The sequence below is a fragment of the Amycolatopsis sp. WAC 04169 genome, from assembly GCF_003947535.1.
GTDB classification, from domain to species: Bacteria; Actinomycetota; Actinomycetes; order Mycobacteriales; family Pseudonocardiaceae; genus Amycolatopsis; species Amycolatopsis keratiniphila.
Genome location: NZ_QHJI01000003.1, coordinates 71051 through 93123, shown reverse-complemented (window position 1 = coordinate 93123; position 22073 = coordinate 71051). Strand labels below are relative to the sequence as shown.

The 22073-nt window shown below is 70.7% G+C and carries 21 protein-coding genes; 13 read left to right on the top strand and 8 right to left on the bottom strand.

The window, feature by feature from the left end:
* Positions 1-46: 46 nt before the first annotated feature.
* Positions 47-445 carry an SRPBCC domain-containing protein gene (locus tag DMC61_RS08590; protein WP_125688272.1) on the top strand — a complete coding sequence of 133 codons (399 nt, stop codon included), beginning with the start codon at positions 47-49 and terminating at the stop codon, positions 443-445.
* Here DMC61_RS08590 and DMC61_RS08585 read toward each other — a convergent pair whose 3' ends face one another.
* Positions 446-1030, bottom strand: a complete 585-nt coding sequence (locus DMC61_RS08585) for a TetR/AcrR family transcriptional regulator (RefSeq protein ID WP_125688270.1) — start codon at positions 1028-1030, stop codon at positions 446-448.
* A 94-nt stretch (positions 1031-1124) separates the two neighbouring features.
* Here DMC61_RS08585 and DMC61_RS08580 point away from each other — a divergent pair, with 94 nt between their 5' ends.
* Together DMC61_RS08580 and DMC61_RS08575 are read left to right on the top strand one after the other, a co-directional pair.
* Positions 1125-1772, top strand: coding sequence for an FMN-dependent NADH-azoreductase (locus tag DMC61_RS08580; protein WP_125688268.1), 648 nt, complete (start codon positions 1125-1127; stop codon positions 1770-1772).
* The gene (locus DMC61_RS08575) at positions 1772-2086 is read left to right on the top strand and encodes a multidrug efflux SMR transporter (RefSeq protein ID WP_125688266.1); all 315 of its coding nucleotides are present in this window, start codon (positions 1772-1774) and stop codon (positions 2084-2086) included. Before DMC61_RS08580 ends, DMC61_RS08575 begins: the two co-directional genes overlap by 1 nt.
* Before the next feature lie 65 nt (positions 2087-2151).
* Here DMC61_RS08575 and DMC61_RS08570 read toward each other — a convergent pair whose 3' ends face one another.
* Positions 2152-4158 carry a prolyl oligopeptidase family protein gene (locus tag DMC61_RS08570; RefSeq protein ID WP_125688264.1) on the bottom strand — a complete coding sequence of 669 codons (2007 nt, stop codon included), beginning with the start codon at positions 4156-4158 and terminating at the stop codon, positions 2152-2154.
* Positions 4159-4243: 85 nt separating this feature from the next.
* Between DMC61_RS08570 and DMC61_RS08565 the strand changes: the two genes are divergently transcribed.
* The 3 genes from DMC61_RS08565 to DMC61_RS08555 are packed head-to-tail and all read left to right on the top strand — an operon-like array spanning position 4244 to position 6122.
* Positions 4244-5164, top strand: coding sequence for a neutral zinc metallopeptidase (locus tag DMC61_RS08565; protein ID WP_125688262.1), 921 nt, complete (start codon positions 4244-4246; stop codon positions 5162-5164).
* Positions 5161-5643: a hypothetical protein gene (locus DMC61_RS08560; protein ID WP_125688260.1), complete on the top strand. Its 483-nt coding sequence runs from the start codon at positions 5161-5163 to the stop codon at positions 5641-5643. Before DMC61_RS08565 ends, DMC61_RS08560 begins: the two co-directional genes overlap by 4 nt.
* Positions 5644-5690: 47 nt before the next feature.
* Positions 5691-6122, top strand: coding sequence for a CBS domain-containing protein (locus tag DMC61_RS08555; RefSeq protein ID WP_016332748.1), 432 nt, complete (start codon positions 5691-5693; stop codon positions 6120-6122).
* 81 nt (positions 6123-6203) lie between these two features.
* Here DMC61_RS08555 and DMC61_RS08550 read toward each other — a convergent pair whose 3' ends face one another.
* A complete protein-coding gene (locus tag DMC61_RS08550) occupies positions 6204-7769 on the bottom strand; it encodes a DUF4139 domain-containing protein (protein ID WP_125688258.1) in 1566 nt (521 codons plus the stop codon).
* Positions 7770-7852: 83 nt separating this feature from the next.
* On the opposite strand from DMC61_RS08550, the gene DMC61_RS08545 reads away from it, so the two are divergent.
* From DMC61_RS08545 to DMC61_RS08535, 3 genes are all read left to right on the top strand, one after another.
* The gene (locus DMC61_RS08545) at positions 7853-9664 is read left to right on the top strand and encodes a Xaa-Pro dipeptidyl-peptidase (RefSeq protein WP_125688256.1); all 1812 of its coding nucleotides are present in this window, start codon (positions 7853-7855) and stop codon (positions 9662-9664) included.
* 156 nt (positions 9665-9820) lie between these two features.
* The gene (locus tag DMC61_RS08540) at positions 9821-10675 is read left to right on the top strand and encodes a M23 family metallopeptidase (protein ID WP_125688254.1); all 855 of its coding nucleotides are present in this window, start codon (positions 9821-9823) and stop codon (positions 10673-10675) included.
* 149 nt (positions 10676-10824) lie between these two features.
* Positions 10825-11874: a DUF4192 domain-containing protein gene (locus DMC61_RS08535; RefSeq protein ID WP_125688252.1), complete on the top strand. Its 1050-nt coding sequence runs from the start codon at positions 10825-10827 to the stop codon at positions 11872-11874.
* A gap of 164 nt (positions 11875-12038) precedes the next feature.
* Here the strand turns inward: DMC61_RS08535 and galE are convergent, their stop codons facing one another.
* The 3 genes from galE to DMC61_RS08520 all read right to left on the bottom strand — a co-directional run bounded on the left by galE (position 12039) and on the right by DMC61_RS08520 (position 15007).
* Positions 12039-12992 (bottom strand): UDP-glucose 4-epimerase GalE, encoded by a 954-nt coding sequence (gene galE / locus DMC61_RS08530; RefSeq protein ID WP_125688456.1) that lies wholly within the window; start codon positions 12990-12992, stop codon positions 12039-12041.
* Positions 12993-13109: 117 nt separating this feature from the next.
* Entirely contained in the window at positions 13110-14291 is a 1182-nt protein-coding gene (gene galK / locus DMC61_RS08525; RefSeq protein ID WP_125688250.1) for a galactokinase, read from the bottom strand.
* Positions 14288-15007, bottom strand: coding sequence for a metal-dependent transcriptional regulator (locus DMC61_RS08520; RefSeq protein WP_016332755.1), 720 nt, complete (start codon positions 15005-15007; stop codon positions 14288-14290). The genes galK and DMC61_RS08520 overlap by 4 nt, the downstream gene beginning before the upstream one ends.
* Positions 15008-15115: 108 nt before the next feature.
* On the opposite strand from DMC61_RS08520, the gene DMC61_RS08515 reads away from it, so the two are divergent.
* From DMC61_RS08515 to DMC61_RS08505, 3 genes are read left to right on the top strand one after another with little or no spacing between them, the layout of a single operon-like run.
* The gene (locus tag DMC61_RS08515; protein WP_125688248.1) at positions 15116-15964 is read left to right on the top strand and encodes a sulfurtransferase; all 849 of its coding nucleotides are present in this window, start codon (positions 15116-15118) and stop codon (positions 15962-15964) included.
* A gap of 47 nt (positions 15965-16011) precedes the next feature.
* Positions 16012-17184, top strand: coding sequence for an acetoin utilization protein AcuC (locus DMC61_RS08510; RefSeq protein ID WP_125688246.1), 1173 nt, complete (start codon positions 16012-16014; stop codon positions 17182-17184).
* A 2-nt stretch (positions 17185-17186) separates the two neighbouring features.
* A complete protein-coding gene (locus DMC61_RS08505; RefSeq protein WP_125688244.1) occupies positions 17187-19880 on the top strand; it encodes a bifunctional GNAT family N-acetyltransferase/acetate--CoA ligase family protein in 2694 nt (897 codons plus the stop codon).
* On the opposite strand, the gene DMC61_RS08500 is transcribed toward DMC61_RS08505, so the two are convergent.
* On the bottom strand, positions 19864-20301 hold the full coding sequence (locus DMC61_RS08500) for an SgcJ/EcaC family oxidoreductase (RefSeq protein ID WP_125688242.1): 438 nt from the start codon (positions 20299-20301) through the stop codon (positions 19864-19866). The two genes, DMC61_RS08505 and DMC61_RS08500, sit on opposite strands and share 17 nt — an antisense overlap.
* A gap of 63 nt (positions 20302-20364) precedes the next feature.
* Between DMC61_RS08500 and DMC61_RS08495 the strand changes: the two genes are divergently transcribed.
* Positions 20365-20970: a TetR/AcrR family transcriptional regulator gene (locus DMC61_RS08495; protein WP_125688240.1), complete on the top strand. Its 606-nt coding sequence runs from the start codon at positions 20365-20367 to the stop codon at positions 20968-20970.
* On the opposite strand, the gene DMC61_RS08490 is transcribed toward DMC61_RS08495, so the two are convergent.
* Entirely contained in the window at positions 20922-22019 is a 1098-nt protein-coding gene (locus tag DMC61_RS08490; RefSeq protein WP_125688238.1) for an alpha/beta hydrolase, read from the bottom strand. The genes DMC61_RS08495 and DMC61_RS08490 overlap by 49 nt on opposite strands.
* Positions 22020-22073 lie beyond the last annotated feature (54 nt).

Sequence of the window (22073 nt, the reverse complement as noted above, 5' to 3'; positions counted from 1 at the left end):
ATAGTCGGTTTCAGAAACCAGGTAAGACGGTTACAGCGGAGGCGTGATGATCGGCAAGACGAAGGACGCGGGCTGGGAGATCGGCGTGTCCAAGACGGTGGCGTATCCGCTGGACGAGGTTTGGGAGTACCTCTCGGGTCCGGGCCTGGCGGCCTGGCTGGGTGACGTGCGGCTGGAGCCGGAGAAGGGCGCGCCGTACGAGACGGCCGAGGGCACGGTCGGCGAGGTCCGCGGCTACCGCGAACGCGAGAAGATCCGCCTCACCTGGCGGCCGAAGGACTGGGACCACGAGAGCACGGTCCAGGTCGGCCTCCGTCCGGCCGGGCCGGGCAAGACGACCGTGGTCTTCCATCAGGAGCGGCTCACCGGTCCGGAAGAGCGCGCCGCGCAGCGCGAGCACTGGCAGGCCGTGATGAAGCTGGTCGTCGACGGTCTCGCCGGCTGATCAGGAGAGCGTTCGCCGGGCGAGCTCGGCCAGGGTGTCGGTGATCCGTTCGACACTCAGGCCGAGCTCGCCTGTTTGATGCAGGAACACCTCGACGGCGAGCGGCGCCAGCAGGACGTCGGCGAGCACGTCCGGATCCGGGGCGCTCGCCTGCTCGGCGAGATGGCGGACATGGGTACGCCACAGCCGGTACGGCCCGGTCGTGAATCGCGAGTGCCCGACCTCGGTGCCGAGGACGAGATGCGCGTGCCGGGCGAGCAGCCCGGTCATCGCCGCGTAGAACGCGGCCAGCCGCTCGGCGGGTGGCGCGCCGGGCCCCAGCGGGGGAGGGCCGGTGAGCAGCCGCTCCTGGAGCTCCCGCTCGTGCTCGTCCAGCAGGGCGACGGCGATCGCCGAGCGGTCCGGGTAGCGGCGGTACAGCGTCGCGCGGCCGACTCCGGCCGCCTTGGCGATGTCCTCCATGGTGACGTCGGCCGCCGGACGTTCGGCGAAGAGCTCTTCGGCCGCCTTCAGGATCTTCGCGCGGTTACGGGCGGCATCCGAGCGTTCCCGTCCCGGGCCGTTCGCGAGCAGATCTTCCGGCATGGTCCGCAGCCTAGGGAATATCCGGACGCGGCGTCCACTTGTACCCGGCGAAGCAAGTGGACGCCGTGTCCACTTCCTGGTCCGGGAGGCCCCGATGAGCCACCTTCTCCACCTCGACTCCAGTGCCCGCAGCGCGTCGTTCTCCCGCGAGCTGAGCGCTCGGTTCGCGGACGCCTGGCGCGCCGCGAACCCGGGCGCGGGCTACACCTACCGCGACGTGGCCGCCGACCCGGTGCCGCCGATCGGCCAGGCCTGGACCGAGATCTGCGACGCCCTCCTCCAGGCGGGGATCACGGATCCGGCCGGGTACGCCTCCGTGGTGAAGACGCCGGAACAGCGCGAAGCCTGGGCGGTCATCGAGCCGCTGCTGGCCGAACTGCTCGCCGCCGACGTCGTGCTGATCGGCGCGCCGATGTACAACTTCTCGATCCCCGCAACGCTCAAACTGTGGATCGACCAGGTGACGTTCCCGAAGATGTCCTTGGCGGGCAAGGCTTTCGTGGTCACGGGAGCGCGTGGCGGCACCTACCTGCCGGGCACGCCGCGCGAGCCGGTCGACCACCACGAGCGTTACCTGCGCGACTTCTTCGCCGGGCACTACGACGTCCGGGACGTCACGTTCCTGCACTCCGAACTGACGAACGCCCTGGTCGACCCGCGGCTGAGCCCGCGTGACCCCGACCGGATCGCGTCGCGGGAACAGGCGCTCCTCGGCGCCGAAAAAGCTGGAAGGCAGGTCTGATGGGCTGGGGAATCCTGCTGCTGGCGGGAGCCGTCGAGGTCGCCTGGTCGCAGAGCATCAAGCCGACGGAGAACTTCACCCGGTTCTGGCCGACCGTGCTGTGCTTCGTGCTCGGCGTCGCCGCGGTGTACCTGCTGTCGAAGGCGATGGACTCGATCCCGGTGGGGACCGCGTACGCCGTTTTCACCGGAATCGGCGCGGTGGGCGCGATCGTGTTCGGCATCGTGATCCACAAGGACCCGGTCAGCCTCGGCCGGTTCGGCGCGATGGCGCTGATCGTGGGAGGGGTGGTGCTCGCCAAGGTGACCGAGTGAGCCCCGGATGTCATGAAAGGGTCGTTCAGGACACAAGATGTCCTGAACGACCCTTTCATGACACGTCAGGCGAGCTTCTCCCACAGGAACTCGAACATCAGCGCCCATTTGAACGCCAGCTGCTCGTTGTCGGCGGCCGCGCCGTGCCCGCCCTCGATGTTCTCGTGGTACCGCACGTCGTGCCCCTGCTCCACCATCCGCGCGACCATCTTGCGGGCGTGCGCTGGATGCACCCGGTCGTCCCGGGTGGAGGTGACGAACAGGACCGGCGGGTACCCACGGTCCGCGTGGACGTTCTGGTACGGCGAGTACTTCCCGATGAAGTCCCATTCCGCCGCGTCGTCGGGGTCGCCGTACTCGGCCATCCACGACGCGCCCGCGAGGAGCTTGTGATACCGCTTCATGTCCAGCAGCGGCACCTGGCTCACGATCGCGCCGAAGAGGTGCGGGTAGCGCGTCAGCATGACGCCCATCAGCAGCCCGCCGTTGCTGCCGCCCTGGATCCCGAGCCGGGACGGCTCGCTGATCCCGCGCTCGACGAGGTCGGCGGCGACGGCCGAGAAATCCTCGTAGACCTTGTACCGCTTGGCTTTCGTCACCGACGTGTGCCAGTCCGGCCCGTATTCGCCGCCACCGCGGATGTTCGCGACGACGTAGGTGCCGCCCCGCGCGAGCCAGCCGCGGCCGATGACGCCGCTGTAACCCGGGGTCAATGAGACCTCGAAGCCGCCGTAGCCGGTCAGCAGCGTCGGGCCGCCTTCGGCACCGGAGGGGCGTACGACGAAGTACGGGATCTTCGTGCCGTCTTCGGACGTCGCGAAGTACTGCGAGACCGTCATGCCTTCGCTGTCGAAGAACGACGGGGCGCGCTTGAGAACCTCGACGTCACCGCCGACGTGCCCGTAGCTCAGCGTCGACGGCTGGGTGTAGCCGCTGGAGTCGAGCAGGTATTCGTCGCTGACGTCGGGGTCGGTGCCGGTGATCTGCGCGGTGCCCAGTTCGGGGGCGCCGGCGAGCGGCCGCGAGGCCCAGCCGTCGGACGGCGTGAGCACGCGCAGTTCCGTCCGGACGTCGGAAAGCGTCGAGAGCAGCAGGTGGTTGTGCGTCCACACCCAGTACTCCAGCGACGTGTGCGCGTCCGGGGTGAAGAGGGTCGTGAAGGTGCGCTCGCCCGCCATGAACGCGTCGAAGCCGGATGCGAGCAGGGTGCCGGAAGGATACGTCGTGCCTTCGACGGTCCAGTCCGAGCGAAGCCGGATCAGCAGCCACTCGCGGTGCGAGGACGTCTGGGCGTCTTCGGGGACCTCGATGCGGTCGAGACCGGCGGCCGTCCGGACGTACCTTTCCGTGCGGTAGAAGTCGATCGACCGGTAGACGAAGTCGCGTTCCCAGCCCTCGGTCGGGTCGTGGTGCGCGGACACCGAGACGTCGTCCGGTTTGCCCTCGAAGACCACCGTCGCCTCTTCGAGCGGCGTGCCGCGGCGCCATTCCTTCGCCAGCCTCGGATAGCCGGAACTGGTCAGCGTCCCCGGACCGAAATCGGTGCCGATGTACACGCGGTCCTGGTCGATCCAGCCGATCCTGGTCTTGGCCTCGGGGACGAAGAACCCGTCGTCGACGAAACGGCGCTCGTCGAGGTCGTACTCGCGGACGACGGTCGCGTCGGCGCCCCCGCGCGACAGCTCGACCAGGGCGCGGTGATACCCCGGACGGAGGACGGCCGCGCCCTGCCACACCCAGTTCTCGCCGTCGGCCTCGGCCAGGGCGTCGACGTCGAGCAGCAGTTCCCACTCCGGCGTGTCGAGCCGGTACTGCTCCAGGGTGGTGCGGCGCCACAGGCCGCGAGGGTTGGCCGAGTCCTGCCAGAAGTTGTACAGATATTCGCCGCGGCGGCGGACGTACGGGATCCGGTCGTCGGCGTCGAGGACCTCGCGGACCTCGTCGCGGATCCCGGCGAACCGCTCACCGCCTGCCAGTTCCGCCAGTGCCTCGGCGTTGCGGGCTCGCACCCAGTCCAGCGCTTCGTCGCCGGTCACGTCTTCCAACCACAGGTACGGGTCCTCGTCACTCATGCCCACAGTCTCGCCGGGTGCTCCGTCCCGGCGCCACCAGGTGTGGCATTCCGTATGCTGTGGGCTCGCACGTTTGGGGGACACCATGACCGGCACCGACGAGGTACCCAGACCGTTCGCGCCCTCGCCGTCTCGCCGGAACCCGGGGGCGGCCGTCGTCGGTCTGCTCATCGTCGCCGCGCTGACGACCACCGGGATGGCGATGGCGGGCGGGCCGCGGCAGATCGACGGCCAGGCGCTCCCGGTGTCCGGCGCGTACGCCTCCGAAGGGGCCAAAGTGCCCGCCGGGAACGCGAAACCCGCGCCCAAGGAGGTGCGGGAACTGGAGACGAACCCGCTGCTGGCGGAGGGGATCTCGCTCGGCGCCGTCACCTGCCGACTGCCCCCGATCAGCCGCGAGCCCGCGAAACTGGAGACGTACTACAAGACCTTGGTGTCCTGTCTCGCCGAATCCTGGAAACCCGCCTTGGAGCAGGCGAACGAGCCCACGCTGACGGCGACCGTGCAGGTGACGCTGCCCGAGACCAGCGCGTGCGGGAAGGCGCCGAGCGAGAACGAGGCCGTCGCCTACTACTGCGGCGGCGACACGACGATCTACGCGCCGACCGCGTGGATGCTGGGCGACGCGGGCCTCGAACGGTCGCGTCACCTCGCGACGATGGCCCACGAGTACGGGCACCACGTCCAGCGGTCCAGCGGGATCCTGTCGGCGGCCGCGGAGAAGATGTCGTCGCCGGGTGAGGACAGTCCGGCCGACAAGGAACTGGTCCGCCGCATCGAACTGCAGGCGAACTGTTTCGGCGCGCTCGCCCTCGCGGCCGCCGCCGGACGCGGCTCGATCAGCAAGTCGCTGGCGAACGCGGCCCTCGACGACTACGGCCGCGCCGACGACAGCGACACCCACGGCAGCCGTCGCAACCAGCTGAAATGGGCGAAGGCCGGGTACTCCGGGAAGACGACGTCGGCGTGCAACACCTGGGCGGCGCCCGCCTCGGACGTCAAATGACCGACGAGGTGATGGCCGAGATCAACACCGGCCTCCAGCTGCACATCTCCGGCGACCGGGCAGGCGCGCGCGAGAAGTTCGCGGCGTTGTGGGCACGGATCGGCGAGGACGGCGACCCGCTGCACCGGTGCGCGCTCGCGCACTACATGGCCGACGTCCAGGACGATCCGGCCGACGAACTCGCCTGGGATCTCCGCGCGCTCGCCGCGGCCGATTCCCTCACCGACGAACGCGCGAAGGAGTACCACGCGACGCTCGCCGTGCGCGGGTTCTACCCCTCGCTGCACCTGAACCTCGCCGAGGACTACCGCAAACTCGGCGATCACGAGTCCGCGAAGAAGCATTGGGAGCTCGGCCGGGGGACGCTCGGCGCGCTCGGCGACGACCCCTACGGCCTCGGGATCATCGAGGCGTACGGCGCGCTCGCCGAACGGCTCGGTCTCGAACCGGACTCTCCGGACTTTCGCGCTCGGCGGTGAGGCCATAACCTGGAGTGACTCAGGTCACCCATCCGGGAGGAGCGCGTATGCGGATTTCCGATCTGTTGCGGAACAAGGGGGCGGCCGTCGCGACCGTCTCGCCGGAGACGAACGTAACCGAACTGCTCGAGAGACTGGCGGAGCACAACGTCGGCGCCTTGGTGGTGGTCGACCCCGAGGGCGGGATCGTCGGGATCGTCTCCGAACGGGACGTGGTGCGGCGGCTCAACGAGCGCGGACCCCAGCTGCTCGACGGATCGGTGTCCGCGATCATGACGAAGATGGTCGCGAGCTGCACCCCCGAGGACTCGGTGGACCAGCTGTCGGTCCTGATGACCGAACGCCGCATCCGGCACGTCCCGGTGGTGGTGGACGGGAGGCTCGCGGGGATCGTGAGCATCGGCGACGTCGTGAAGACCCGGATGGAACAGCTGGAGAAGAGTCAGGAACAGCTGGAGGCGTACATCTCCCAAGGCTGACCGGCCTCCTGCGAGCGCTATGAACGGTCCGTTCCTTGCAAATTTTGCAAGGAACGGACCGTTCATTGCATCCGGAGGCGGCTACTCGCGCCACCCCGACAGCTCGACCCCCTTCGCGACGTCCACCCGGTACCCGAGCGTCACAACGCCCTTCGCGCCCGAAGCGAGCGTCAGCCGCCAGGTGAACTCGCCCAGCTCGGTCCGCTCCACCGGCTCCGGCGTGGTGCGCACGTCCCGGACGGTGATCGCGTCGTCCCGGGAGACCGGCGCCTGGTCCAGCACGGTCACGACGGCTTCGCGCGGGCTGTGGTTGACGATCGTCGTGGTGTACGCGGCTTCCCGCTTGCGCACGCCGGACAGCGTCGCCTTGCTCGCCGTGCGGTGCGTGAGCTCGCGCTCGATCCGGATCCGGTCGTCCACGCCGAGGGCGAGTTCGAGTTCCTCACCCGGCGCCCAGACGTCCAGCCGCGTGGTGCCGACGAACTCCGTCTCGTGGAACACCGACGCCTTCCCCGGCCGCAGCGTGTGCTCCGAAGTGTTGACCACGGTCGCCCGCAGGAACGCCTCCGGGGACACCGCCGGAGCGGTGACGTAGCCCAGTTTCGCCGTCAGTTCCAGTTGCGCGAGCGTCGTGCGGTGGCCCTGCGCTCCCGACGGCACCGCCACCGGGCGGCCCGGCCGGTAGGTGACCGCGGTGGTGCCCTGTTCGACGGACGCCGTCCGCGCGGCCATCGGGGGGCCGGCGGGCGCGGGCATGCCCACCGACTCCGGCATCCCGCCACCCGCGGGTGCCGCGCTGCCGTACGCCGCGCGGGCCATCAGCGGCTGGACCGGACGCACGCGGTCGAGGAACCAGGGTTCGAGTTCCGGTACCTCGACGGTGTTCGCCGGCCGCGCGGTCGAGAGGGCCAGTTCGCATTCCGGCCAGTCCTCGCCGGTGTGCTGGGTGATCCGCCCGTACCAGGTCAGCGAGACGTCCTCGCCGCGGACACGCACGTCGTAGCCGGGTTCCCAGCTCGCGTTCGCGACCACATAGGACAGTTCGAGGCCGATCTCCGCGCCGTCCTCCCCGGGCTCAAGCTCGACCGTGACCGTCGCGCTGTCCACTTCGGACGCCCCTCGTTTCGCCTCGATCTCGCGGTCCAGCGCCTTGAGGTCGTCACGGAGCCGGGCGAGGCGGATGCCGAGTTCGCGGCGCTTGCCCAGCGCCTCGGCCAGTTGCGCGCCGAGCGCGTCGGTGACCTCGGCGACGCGGGGCGGCTCCGCAGTGCCCGCCGCGAGCGCCTTCGCGAAACTCTTGCCGCTGCGCGTCGCCAGGCCGGTCAGCAGGTCGACCTTCGCCGTCTCGGCGGAGACCGCGTCCGCGACCTCGTCGACCACCGCTTGATCGGCCTTGCGCTGTTCGGTCAGCGCGCGCAGTGAAGCGTCCGCCGGCGCGGGATGGCGCTCGACGGCGACGTCGACCCCGGCGATGACCGCCGGACCGGAACCGGTGACGCGGACCGAATCCGTGTCCAGGTTCCACGGCAGGCCCGCGAAGGCGAAACGCGTTTCCCCGTCGAGGGCCGCCGAAGCCCGCCTCGTGATCCGGGCGTGGTGCGGGTAGACGGTGACGGCGACGATCGGTGCTTCCAGGGTGCTCGGCATGCCTCCGACGTTAGTCTCTTGACACCCGTTCGGGTGGCCGGAAGCCTCAGCTTCGTCTTGCCCACCAGCCTTTTGGGGGTCTTGTGAGAGTCGCCAGGCTCGCCGCCCTGTTCACCGCCGTCCTGGTCCTTCCGGCGACGGCGTTGCCCGCCCAAGCCGACGCGCCGCCGGCGCCGGTCTTCAAGGACGGCCAAGCCCAGCCGGTGTTCGACCCGGCGGACGTCATCCGGGAGAACGTCTGGGTCACCGCGCCGGTCGACAGCGACCACGACGGCAAGGACGACCTCGTGCACGCGGAGGTCGTGCGGCCCCGCGCGACGCAGCAGGGCATGAAGGTCCCGGTCGTCTACCAGGCCAGCCCGTACTACGCGGGCGGCAACGACGTCGCGAACCACAACGTCGACGTGGAGCTGTACGTGCCCGGCGCGAAGCGCGCCCCGGCGGGTCCGCGGATCGCGACGAAGACCGTCGGCCCCAACGCGGCACCGATCAGCTGGCGTTACCAGGACTACTTCACCGCCCGCGGGTTCGCCGTGGTGTACGGGGAATCGCTCGGCAGCGGTCAGTCCACCGGCTGCCCGAGCACCGGCGACGTCAACGAGACCATCGGCGCGAAGTCCATTGTGGACTGGCTGAACGGCCGGGCGACGGCGCGCGACGCGGCGGGCAAGGCCGCGGTCGCGGACTGGAGCACCGGCAAAACCGGCATGACCGGCGTCTCCTACAACGGCACGCTGCCCAACGCGGTGGCCAGCACCGGAGTCGAAGGGCTGGAGACGATCGTCCCGATCGCGGCGATCTCCAGCTGGTACGACTACTACCGCAACGACGGTGCCGTCGTCGCGGCCGGCGGATTCCAGGGCGAGGACGCGGACGTGCTCGCGGACTACGTCTACACGCGCCAGGACCGCGCCGTCTGCCGCCCGCTGATCGACCGGATCGGGGTGGACCAGGACCGGGTGACCGGCGATTACAGCCGCTTCTGGGACGTGCGGAACTACCGCAACGACGTGAACAAGGTGCGGGCCTCGGTGCTCGTGGTGCACGGCCTCGGCGACTGGAACGTCAAGACCGACCAGGGCACCCGCTGGTACGAAATGCTCAAGGCGCGCGGGGTCGAGCACAAGATCTGGCTGCACCAGGCCGGGCACGCCGACCCGTACAGCCTCCGCCGCGACGTCTGGCTCGCCACGCTGAACAAGTGGATGTCGCACTACCTCTACGGCATCGACAACGGCATCGAGCGCGAGCCGAAGGCCACCATCCAGCGCGAGGACAAGTCGTGGGTGGACGAGCCGGAGTGGCCGCTGCCCGGCACCCAGGACGTCAAGCTCTACCCGTGGCCCGGCGGTTCTTCGAAGGGCAAGCTCGACACGCGTAACCCCGTCCCGGGCAAGGCCGCCGTCGAGACGCTGGCGGACGACGCGGGCAAGACGATCGAACAGCTGGCGGCCGCCGCGTCGTCGGGCAACCGCTTGCTGTACTCGACCACCGCGGCGAAGCAGCCCGTGCGGCTTTCCGGAACGGTGAAGACCGATCTATCGCTGTCCTTCGACAAGCCGGCCGCGAACGTGACCGCCGTGCTCCTCGACCGCGCCCCGGACGGGACGGCGAAGGTGATCACCCGGGGCTGGACCGATCCGCAGAACCGGCGCGACCCCGCCCGCACCGACCCGATCACCCCCGGGGAGAACTACAAGGTCGAGGTGGAACTGGTCGCGAAGGACTACCTGCTCGCGGCCGGGCACAAGATCGAGTTCCTGGTGGTTTCCAGCGACCACGACTACACGCTCCGCCCGAAGCCGGGCGCCGGTGTCTCGGTCGAGCTGAACCGCACTTCGCTGGTGCTGCCGGTGGCGGGCGGCAAGCCCGCGCTGCGTGCCGCCTTCGGCTGAGCGAGGCCGCGCCTCCCGGATGCCACGTCCCCCTCGGGACGTGGCATCCGGCGTTTCGGATGGAAAACGCCGACCCGACCTCGGGCTTGTACGGAAAATGTATTTCCCCCGGCTTTGCTCCGTCCTGTCCGGCTTCCCCACCTGATGGAGGTCTCCATGTCCAGGTTGCGCCGTTTCGCAGTGCTCGCCGCGGCCGCCGTTCTCCCCGCGCTCGGCCTGACCCTCGCCGGTACGACGCAGGCGTCGGCCGCCCCGAACTTCCAGGTCCCCTTCAAATGCGGCGTCACGGTCACGGCGGCGACGTTCAGCGGGCACAGCCCGGCGAACTCGGTCGACTTCCAGAAGTCGGGGATCACCGGGATGGCGGTGCTCGCGTCGGCGGGCGGCACCGTCACGCGGGTCGCCAACGAAGGAAGCACGAGCTACGGGCGCTGGGTCGAGATCGACCACGGCGGCGGCTGGCGTACCCGGTACGCCCACCTTTCGACGCAGTCCGTCTCGGTCGGCCAGGCCGTCAGCCTCGGCAAGCAGATCGGCACGGCCGGCGCGACCGGTGGCGTCACCGGCCCCCACCTGCACTTCGAAGAGCGGCTCAACGGAGTGGCGCAGAAGGCGGTGCTGAACGGGGTCGCGGTGCCGTACTACGGCCACACGAACTTCACCAGCAAGAACTCGTGCAGCGGCAACCCCTACGAGGCCACCGAGGTGTGCGGCAGCGGCTTCTCCGTCGTCGACTCCCAGGGGCTCGCGAACGGTTCGGGGACCGCGTACCTGCTGTACAACTCCTCGACCAAGGCCAACTGCGTCACCACGCTGAAGGCCGTTTCGCTCGGCACCGCTTCGCCGGTTTCGGCGTTCCTCGAAGTGCAGGGCTCGGCTCGCGTGACCGATTCCGGAAGCTTTACCTACTACGCCGGACCGGTGAAGAAGACGGCCGCCGCGACCTGCGTCAAGTGGGGCGGTTCGGTCGGGTCGAACGCCTACGAGAGCCCGTTCGAACACTGCGGCTGATCCCGCGGGGCCGGGCACTGTAGAACGTTCCACCGACAGGATCGGCGTCCCGCGACCGGTCCCGCGGCGGTTGTCCACAACGGTCCCGGCTGTCCACAGATCTGTCCTGCCCCCACCCAGCGGCCCCATTCCCGCCGCAGGGTGGGGGCATGACCACTTCCACCCCGACCGGCAGGACCAAGGTCGATCTGACGGATCCGGCGGACCTGCTCGCCGCGATCCCGTACCTCCTCGGATTCCACCCCGAGGATTCCGTCGTCGTCTTCGGCCTGCGCGGCCCGGGACGAATGAAACAAGGCCTCGTCATGCGCGTGGACCTGCCGCCGCCCGGCCTGGAACAAGACCAGGCGCGTGACCTGGCGATCAGGCTCGCCGTGTCCGGCCACACCGGTGCCACCCTCGCGGTGATCGGCGGCGGCACCGCGAACAAGGCGGGACGGCCCCCGCGCCGCCGGTTCGTGCGGCGCCTGGAAGCCGCGCTGGCCGAGTACGAGATCTCGGTGACGCATTCGGTGTGGGCGCCCCGGATCGCCGCCGACGTGCGTTGGGGCTGCTATCGGGAAAGAACCTGTGGCGGTCTGCTGCCGGATCCGCGGGACTCGGTGGCCGCCGCGGTCGTCACCGGTGCCGGGCACGTCACCCACGCGAGCCGGGACGAGGTCGAGCGGCTGTTCGACCCCGTCGAGCCGGAGACCCTCGCCAGACGGGCCGATCTCCTCACCAGGATGGCCGATCCGCCGTGGCGAGGGGCGGATCCCGTCCCGGCCGGAGTCGCCGAGGTGAACGCCGCCCTCACCCGTGCCGACAGTGGCGACCGGGCGATCACCGACGACCAGGCCGTCCGGCTGGCCTGGGCGCTTTCCCTGGTCGAGGTCCGCGGCGCCTGCCTGCTCACCGCAGTCCCCGCGGATTCGGCGCTCGCCCGCGTGGCGGAGGACCTCTGGCTCACCCTGGCCCGGGAGCTCCCGGCGCCCGAAGCGGCCGAGGCGCTCGTCCTGAAGGCGCACGCCGCCTATGTCCGAGGCGACCTGGCGACCGCCGGGATGGCCTTGGCCAGGGCCGGCGAGGCCGACCCCGGGCACGGGCTGGCGAAGCTGCTGGGCACGGCCCTCAACGCGATGGTGCCGCCGGACGACCTGATCGAGGTGATCCTGCGGCAGCAGGCCGAAGGACCACCGGAGATCCGGCTCAGAGCCTGATGGCGGAGCTGAGGTTTCGTCCGGAAAGTCGCCAGACGCGTGAACCCGCCCGGCCGAAGGCCCCGCGATCGCGGGGGCAGGGCGCCTTGCACGCATCCGTGACGTGGATGACCAGGTCGCGCCCTGCCGACGTCGATAGCGGACGCGGGTTCACCAACAGGCACTCAGACGTTCTGGCGGGACCGGGTGAACGCCCACGCGTCGGCCACGATGCCGTCGAGGTCGGTGCGCTCGGGCTTCCAGCCGAGTTCGTCACCGGCCCGCTCGCTGGAGGCCACGAGCACCGACGGGTCGCCCGCGCGGCGCGGCGCGACCGCGGCGGGGATCTCGTGACCGGTGGTGCGGCGGCACGCCTCGATCACCTCGAGCACCGAGAAACCGGTGCCGCTGCCGAGGTTGTAGATGCGGTGTTCGCCGTCGGCCGCGTGCCGCAGGGCCAGCAGGTGCGCGTCGGCGAGGTCGACCACGTGGATGTAGTCGCGGATGGCGGTGCCGTCCGAAGTCGGGTAGTCGTCACCGAAGATCTGGATCCGCTCGCGGTCCCCGGTGGCGACCTGGAGCACGAGGGGGATCAGGTGGGTTTCAGTGGTGTGCCGCTCGCCGAAGGAGCCGTAGGCGCCCGCGACGTTGAAGTAGCGCAGGCTGACGGCGGCGATGCCGTGGGCACGCGAGAACGACGTGATCGCGTGGTCGATGGCCAGCTTCGTCGCGCCGTAGGTGTTGGTCGGCTGGGTCGGCGCCGTCTCCGGGATGGGGGAGGACTCGGGTTCGCCGTAGGTGGCCGCGGTGGAGGAGAACACCAGCCGCTTCGTGCCGTGGTCGCGCATCGCTTCGAGGAGGCGCAGCGAGGTCAGGACGTTGCCTTCCCAGTACTTCGCCGGATCCGTCATCGATTCGCCGACCAGCGACTTGGCGGCGAAGGGGAGGACACCGTCGAAGCCGTCGCCGAGCAGGCGCCCGGCGACCTCGGCGGCGTCGCCCTCGACGAAGGTCGCGTCCGGGTGCACCGCGTCGGCGTGCCCGGTGGAGAGGTCGTCGACCACGGTGACGTCGTGCCCGGCCTCGATGAGGCGGGCCGCGCAGACACTGCCCACATAACCGGCTCCGCCCGTCACCATCAGCTTCAGGGTCTTGGTCGGTTCGTCGGTCACGTTCGCGCCTTTCTGCTGCGGATGCGGTCGCGGCCCAGTGTCCTCGCCCCCGGGCACGGTGCGCGCCCGGGGGTGGTGCGGCGGCTAAAGCCCGTCGCGGCCCGCGCCACGCGAGGGCACGGCGGTGAACAGCCTGGGGTGGCGCAGATCCGCCGCTTCGTACGCGGCCTTCACCGCTCGGCCCACGGTGTCCACATCGGACTCCCGGACCAGCGCGATCGCCGATCCGCCGAAGCCGCCGCCGGTCATCCGCGCGCCGAGCGCCCCGGCCTCGCGGGCCGAATCGACGGCGAGGTCGAGCTCGCGGGTGGAGATCCGGTAGTCGTCGCGCATGCTCACGTGCGAGGCGTCCAGCTGAGGGCCGATCTCGGTGATCCGGCCCGCGCGCAACAGGTCCACGGTGTCGAGGACGCGCTGGTTCTCCGTCACCACGTGGCGCACCAGCGGCACGAGCTCGTCCGGCAGCTTGGCGAGCGCGGTGTCCAGCCCGTCGGCACCGATGTCCCTCAGCGCCTTCACTTCGAGCAGCTCCGCGGCGCGTTCACAGCCTCTGCGGCGTTCGCCGTAGCCGCCCTCGGCGTGCGAATGCTTCGTGCGGCTGTCCATGATCAGGATCCGGACGCCGGATTCCTCCAGCGGGAACGGCACCTGCTCCATCTCGCCGGAGCGGACGTCGAGGAACAGCACGTTCGATTCCGTGCAGCACAGGGAAGCGGTCTGGTCGAGCAGGCCGGTCGGCGCCCCGACGAAGTCGTTCTCCGAACGCTGCACCCAGCGGGCCACCTCGTGCAGGGTCGGCGCACCCGCGCCGGTCCCCGGGGTGATCCCCGCCAGCCCCAGGAGGGCGAGCGCGACTGCGCATTCGAGCGCGTGGGAGGAGGACAGGCCCGCCCCCGAGGGCACGTCCCCCGCGATCACCACGTCCGCGCCGCCGCCGAGGCCCTGGTCCCGCAGGACCCACGCGACCCCGGCCGGGTACGCGGCCCACCCCTCGACCGAGCCGGGCCGCAGATCCGCGATGGCGAGCGGGCCGGATTCCTGCACCCGGCCGTCCGAGCCGAGGGTGGCCACGGTCAGCACACCGTCCTCGCGCGGCGTCGCCGCGGCGGCGAGCCGGTGCGGGAGGGCGAACGGCAGCACGAAACCGTCGTTGTAGTCGGTGTGCTCACCGATCAGGTTCACCCGGCCCGGCGCGGACCAGACGCCGGCCGGAGCCCGGCCGTGGAGGGCCCGGAAGGTCTCCGCGGCGTCGGACGCGGCGCTCACCTGGCCTGCGCCAGCACGGCGTGCAACGCCGAGACGGGCACCTGCGCGGTGCTGCTCCCGCCGGTGACCTCGATGGTCCCGCCGGGCGCCGTCTTGCCGACCTTGACCCGGCTGCCGGGCACGATGCCGACCGACTTGAGCTCCGTCATCAGCGTCTCGTCCAGCTGCACGTGCTCGGCGATGCGGCGGATCTCGACCTCGCCGCCACCCATGCGGGCGAACTCGTCGAGCCGCACGAGGTCGGCCTCGGCGGGCGGGGCGGGATCACCGTCGCCGAGCTTGTCCAGCCCCGGGATCGGGTTGCCGTAGGGCGACGTGGTGGGGTGGTCGAGCAGCTTGACCAGCTTGCGCTCGACGGCCTCGCTCATCACGTGTTCCCAGCGGCAGGCCTCGTTGTGGACGTGCTCCCATTCCAGGCCGATGACATCGACCAGGAGGCGCTCGGCCAGCCGGTGCTTGCGCATGACCGCGATGGCGAGTTCGCGACCGTGCTCGGTCAGCTGCAGGTGCCTGTCGTCCGCGACCACGACCAGTCCGTCGCGCTCCATCCTGGCGACGGTCTGGCTCACGGTCGGGCCGCTCTGCTGCAGCCGCTCCGCGATCCGGGCCCGCAGCGGGACGACACCTTCTTCTTCGAGCTCGTAGATGGTACGCAAGTACATCTCTGTGGTGTCGATGAGATCGTTCACGCTGTCCCCTTCGTCCGCGTTGCTCATCGTAGTCGCTGGCACCGACAGCGACGCAGGCGTGGGGAGAACAAGCACCGAGGCGGGAAAAGTCCCCCAAGCTGGGCATGGAGCCGTGCGTCACGGGAAGATGGGCCCATGCGCCCCATGATCACCACCAGCGAACTCGCCGAGCAGCTCTCCGGGCCGGAATCGGCACGCTCAGTAGTCCTCGACGTCCGCTGGCGGCTCGCCGGGCCGCCCGGCGCCGATTCCTACCGTGAGGCGCATCTCCCGGGTGCGGTGTACGTCGATCTCGACACGGCGCTCGCCGGGGAGCCGGGTGAGGGCGGCCGTCACCCGCTGCCCGAACCGGAGACGCTGCAGCGGCATCTGCGGGCGGCCGGGGTCCGTGCCGGTCACCCGGTGGTGGTCTACGACGACTCCGACGGTTCGGTCGCGGCCCGGGCGTGGTGGCTGCTGCGCTGGGCCGGGCACACCGAGGTCGCCGTGCTGGACGGCGGGTTCGCCGCCTGGGCCGGGGAAGAGCGCCCGCTCACCGACGAGGTCCCGTCACCCGAGGAGGGCGACATCGTCGTCGAGCCCGGCGGCATGCCGGTGCTCGACGCGGCCGGGGCCGCCACGCTCGCCAGGGACGGGCTGCTCTTCGACGCGCGGGCACGGCCGAGGTACGCGGGGGAGACCGAGCCGATCGACCCGCGCGCCGGGCATATCCCCGGCGCGGTCAACGCGCCCTTCTCCGGGCACGTCGGGGAGGACGGCCGCTGGCGCGACGCCTCGGAGCTGGCCGAGCGCTTCGAGGGGCTCGGCGTGGCCCCGGAGACACCGGTCGGTGTCTACTGTGGATCGGGCGTCACCGCCTCGTCCGTCGTGCTCGCGCTGGAGGTCGCCGGTCATCCCGAGCCCGCCGCGCTGTACGCGGGGTCGTGGTCGCACTGGTCCCGCGATCCGGAGCGCCCGGTGGCCACGGGGGATCTGCCCGGCTGACCCGCGGAACGGCGCACGAGCCGCGTCCGGGCACTAGAGTTCGGACCATGCGAGCACCGGCCGTCGTATGGGACTCCTCGCTGCTGGGTTACGACCTCGGCGGCGAGCATCCGTTCAATCCGGTGCGGCTCGAACTGACCATCCGGCTCGCCACCGAACTCGGCGTGCTCGACGGGGTCGAACTGCTGATCCCCGGCCCGGCGGGCGAGGACGAGTTGCGCCGCGTGCACCTCGGCGAGTACATCGAGGCCGTCCGGCAGGCGCCGATGACCGGTGCCGACTTCGCGCACGGGCTCGGTACCGAAGACAACCCGGTGTTCACCGGGATGCACGAGGCTTCCGCGCTGGTCGTCGGGTCGACGCTGCTGGCCGCGCGGAAGATCGCCGAGGGCGAGGCGACCAGGGCGGTGAACATCGCCGGCGGGCTGCACCACGCGATGCCGGGCAAGGCGTCGGGTTTCTGTGTCTACAACGACTGCTCGGTGGCGATCTCGTGGTTGCTGGACCACGGCTTCGAGCGCGTCGCGTACGTCGACACTGACGTCCATCACGGCGACGGCGTGCAGACGGCGTTCTACGACGACCCGCGGGTGCTGACCGTTTCGCTGCACCAGCACCCGTTCACGCTGTGGCCGGGCACGGGCTACTCGGCGGAGATCGGCAAGGGCGGGGCCGAGGGCACCTCGGTCAATCTGCCGCTGCCGCCCGGCACCCGTGACGGTGGCTGGCTGCGGGCGTTCGAGGCGGTGGTGCCGTCGCTGCTGGAGCAGTTCCGGCCGCAGATCCTCGTCACCCAATGCGGCGTCGACTCGCACGAGGAAGACCCGCTGGCGGACCTCTCGCTGTCGGTGGACGGCCATCGCGCGATCTACCGGCGGCTGCGCGAACTGGCCGAGACGCACACCGGCGGCCGCTGGCTGGCCGTGGGCGGCGGTGGCTACCAGCTGATCCGGGTGGTGCCGCGGTCCTGGACCCATCTGCTCGCCACCGTGCTCGACCGCGACGTCGACCCGGCGACGTCGCTGCCGCCGAACTGGGTCGCGTCGATCACCAGGGCGGCGCCGAAGGCCCAGATCCCGCCCGGCATGTCCGACGACCGCGACACCGCCTTCGTCCCCTGGGGGGACGGAGAGGACGAGCCGGTCGACATCGCCATCCGCGACACCCGCCGCGCGATCTTCCCCCTGCACGGCCTCGATCCGGACGATCCGAGGGACTGAACATGGCCAGTGAGGACACCAAGCGCGACCCCTACGACTACCCGCGTGAGTGGGAGGCCGACGTCCTGCTCTCCGACGGCGGCACGGTGCACCTGCGCCCGGTGATCCCGAGCGACGCCGACGGGCTGGTCGCCTTCCATGGCCGGCTGTCCGAACGCACCCGGTACTTCCGGTATTTCGGCGCCTATCCGCGGATCCCGCAGCGCGACCTCGAACGGTTCTCCGTCGTCGACCACCACGACCGGGTCGCGTTCGTCGCGTTGCTGGGCGACGACATCGTCGCGGTCGGCCGGTACGAACGGCTCGAACAGGGACCGTCGGCCGAGGTCGCGTTCGTCGTCGACGACGCCCACCAGGGCCGCGGGCTCGGGTCGATCCTGCTGGAGCATCTGGCCGCGGCCGCCTCGGAATCCGGGCTGCGCCGCTTCGTCGCCGAGGTGCTCGCCGAGAACGCGGGCATGGTCCGGGTGTTCCGTGACGCGGGCTACCAGGTCAGCCGCGAGATCGAAGAAGGCGTGCTGCACCTGGAGTTCGACATCGACCCGACCGAGGAGTCGCTCGCGGTCGCCCGTTCCCGGGAGCAGGCCGCCGAGGCCCGCAGCGTGCACAACCTGCTGCATCCGAAGTCGGTCGCGGTGATCGGCGCGTCCACCGATCCGACGAAGATCGGGTACGTCGCCCTGACCAACCTGCTCAGCGCAGACTTCGCCGGCACGGTCTACCCGGTCAACCCGGAGCACAAATCCGTCCGCGGTGTCCGTGCCTATCCGTCCGTCGTGGACATCCCGGAAGACGTCGACCTCGCGCTGGTCGCCGTCCCCGCCGAGGCCGTCGAGTCCGTTTTGGACGGTGCGCTGGCCAAGGGGGTCAAGACCCTCCTGATCGTCTCCGGCGGGTTCGCCGAGGCCGGGCCGCACGGGCTGCACGCCGAACTGAGGCTGGTCGGGGAGGCCAGGGCCCACGGCATGCGCGTCGTCGGCCCGAACGCACTGGGCGTGCTCAACACCGACGCCTCGGTCCGGCTCAACGCCACCCTCGCGCCCCGGCTGCCCGCGCGCGGGCGCACCGGGTTCTTCTGCCAATCCGGCGCGCTGGGCACCGCGATCCTGGCCGACGCCGAAGCACGCGGCCTCGGGCTTTCGACGTTCGTCTCGGCGGGGAACCGGGCCGACGTCTCGGGCAACGACCTGCTCCAGTACTGGGAGACCGATCCCGCGACCGACCTTGTCCTGCTGTACCTGGAATCGTTCGGCAACCCGCGCAAGTTCGCGCGTCTCGCGCGGCGGCTGGCGCGGACGAAGCCGGTGGTGGCGGTGAAATCCGGCAGGCACGCCGTCCGCCCGCAGCTCGCCGCGACCTCGGCGGAGGTCGACGAATCCAGCGTCCAGGCCCTGTTCGAGCAGGCGGGCGTCGTCCGCGTCGACACCCTCGCGCAACTCTTCGACACCGCGCTGGTCTTCGCCCACCAGCCGCTGCCCGCCGGCCCGCGGATCGCCATCGTGGGCAACTCCAGCGCCATCGGGCTGCTCGCCGCCGACACCGCGCGGGCCCACGGTCTCCGGCTGACCGCCGATCCGGTCGACGTCGGGCCGCAGGCGAGTCCGGAGGAATTCGCCGCCGCCGTGCGCGAGGCGCTCAACTCCCCGGAGACCGACGCGCTCGTCGTGGTCTTCGTGCCGCCCCTGGCGATCCCCGGCACCGCCTACGCTCGCGCGCTGCGCGAAGCCGTCGTCGAGATGGACAAGAACAAGCCGATCGTGTCGACCTTCCTCGCCGTCGAGGGTGTGCCGGACGAACTGGCCGTGCTGTCGGAGGACGGCGTGCCGACGCGGGGTTCGGTCCCGTCCTACCCGAGCCCGGAACGCGCGGTGAACGCGCTCGCGCGGGTCGTGCGCTACGCCGCCTGGCGGCAGCGGCCGCAGGGGAACCTGGTGCGTCCCGCCGGCCTGCACGCCGAGCAGGCGCAGGTGATCGTCGGCGAACTGCTGGCGGCCGAGGGCGGCAAGACGACGCTGCTCTCCGACGACGACGTGGTCCGGCTCCTGGGCTGCTACGGCATCGACGTCGTCCCGTTCCGGGTCGTGACGTCCGCGGACGAAGCGGTGAAAGCGGCCGGGGAGCTGGGCTTCCCGGTCACGCTCAAGGCCGTCGACGAACGGCTGCGCGGCAGGCCGGACCTCGCCGGGGTGCGGCTCGATCTGTCCTCTGTGGACGGAGTACGCCGGGCGTACCTCGACCTGCGGGAGATCTCCGGCGACGACGACGTCTACGTCCAGCGGATGGCGCCCAAGGGCCTGTCCTGCGTGATCGGGCTGCAGGACGACCCGTCGTTCGGCACGCTCGTGTCGTTCGGGCTCTCCGGTCTGGTCAGCACGCTGCTGGGTGACCGGGCCTACCGGGCCGTCCCGCTGACCGACGTCGACGCCGCCACCCTGCTGCGCGAACCGCGGACGTCGCCGCTGCTCACCGGCTACCGCGGCGACGAACCGGCGGATCTGGCCGCGCTCCAGGACATCGTGCTGCGCGTCGCGGCGCTCGCCGAGGACAACCCCGAGGTCCGGTCGATGACACTCGACCCGATCCTGGCCTCGCCGGACGGCGCTTTCGTGGCCAACGCCCGGATCGTGCTCGGCCCGCCACCGTCCCGTCCCGACACCGGGCCGCGACGGCTGCGGCCGATCAACGCCCCTGCTTGAGCTCCCACTCTTGGGGCGAGCGGGCTGCGAGGTCCTCGTCGTGATGGGTGAACGTCGCGATATCGCCCCGGATCGTGTTATGGAACGAGACGATCAGCCCGTCACGGACGAGTTTCGTCTGCACCGCCTGCTTCTCCCCGGCGAGGGGACCGGCGGGGATGGTCAGCACGGTCGCGGTGTGCACGAGGTCGAACCCGCCGCCGAGCGGGCGGCTCGACACCTGACGGATCCGCAGCGTGCTTCCCCGGTAGATGGTGTCGAAGATGTTCTGGCTCTCGCGCGCGATCGTCGCGCGGCCGCGCTGGATCCGGCCGACGACGTCGACGAAGTCCGCGTCCTCGGCGAAGTTCGCCGCCCACGCCTCGCCGTCGCCCGCGTTCCAGGCGCGTTCCAGCGCGGTGATGATCTCCTCGGTGGTCATCGCTATCCTCCTGTAACAACGATCCATTAGTTAGAACAACGTTCCAACTTTCGAGGAGCATACATGTCGGCGGACCTTCCCGGCATCGTTCGGTTGCGCGATCGGCGTGAGGCGCTGACGCTGCGCACGATCTTGACGGCGGCTCGCGGCCTGTTCGCCGAGCGTGGGTACGCGCGGACGCCGATCCGCCTCATCGCCCAGGAAGCGGGAGTCGCCCCGCAGACCATCTACGCGCATTTCGGGTCGAAGGCCGGTGTCCTCGGCGGTCTCGTCGACCTCCTCGACGACGAGGCCGGGATTCCCGACGTCGTCGCCGAGGCGCAGCGGACCGACGATCCGGTCGCGCTGCTCGGCCTGCTGGCCACGGTCGCCCGCCAGGTCCGGGAACGCTGCGGGGACATCGTCGCGATGCTGAGCTCCGGTGCGGCCGTCGATCCGGACATCGCCGCGACCAAGGCGGAGGGCGCGCGGCGCAACCGGCTGGGTGTCGAGATGGTCATGGACCGCGTCCGGAAGAGCGGCCGCACCCTGGCGCCGAGGGCCACGGACATCGCCGTGGCCCTGATGAGCGCCGACGTCCACACCAGCCTCGTCGCCGAGGCCGGGTGGAGTCACGACGACTACGAAGCCTGGCTCAAGGACACCTTGGTCGCGTCGCTGCTCCGGTGACGCAGGTGCTCGGCGAAGAACGCCGAGAGCCGGGCGCGCTGGACGGCGACGCTTCGCGCCGGGTCGATGGTGCCGACGAACGCCGCCGGGGCGTTCCCCAGTTGCGGCAGCAGGGTCTGATAGTCGGTGAAGCTGAAGTGCTCACCGTCCGGCAGCCGCGTTTCCCCGGTCCAGCCGCGCTGATTGCGCTGGAACTCCTGCCAGGACGCGTCCGACGCCGCGCTGTGGTCGCCGGCGCTCATCAGCAGGAACGGCCGGTCCAGCCCTTCGTCGGCGACACGGCCGAAGATCCGCTGAGACTGCGAGTGGGCCATGCTGCCGTCGAGGTTCGCCCCGGCGACGATGCGCCGGTCGCTCACCATGGTCTCGCCCGCGGTGAACCCGCCTGCGGAGTGGCCGAACATGCCCACTCGGGTCAGGCCGAGCGAGTCGAGGACGAAACGCGTGTCCCGCACGCGGGTCTCGATCACGCGTCGCGACACCTCGATGCTCGACGGCGGCAAGGCCCTCTTTTCGACGCGGCCGCCGGGGAACTCCACCGCTTCCGCTTCGTGGGTGTGGTCGATGGCCACCACGACGTAGCCCTCGCTCGCGAGCTGTTCCTGGTGGGTGGTGCCGTGCGAACGCGACAACGTGCCCCCGGGCGAATACAGCACGACAGGCCGCTTGCCGCCGACCGCGGGCGCGCCGACCCGGGAGTGGGTGGGGAAGCGGTAATCGAGCCGGTCTGACGGCATGCCCAGTTTGACGGCGTCGCCTTCGGCCACCACCTTCGCGACACCTGGCGCCATGTACGGCGCTTTCGGCTTCCCGCTCGGCAGTGCCGGGTACCGGACGGTGACCATCAATTCCCTTGTGGTGCCGGGAACCCACGGATCCTGGCGGGAGTGGTCGATCAGGTGGAGGTCGGTGCTGCCGACCGCGAACGGCCCGGTCGGCGCGGGGAGGCTCAACCGGACGGGGGCCGCCGACGCGGAGGGTGCGAGGAGGACGGCGGGGAGGGCGAGCACGGTGGCGAGTACGCCGATGCGGCGCGTTGTTCGTTTCATGGCACCGAACGTAGGGAGCGCGTCCGGCCGCGGACATCGGGAAGATCACCGGTC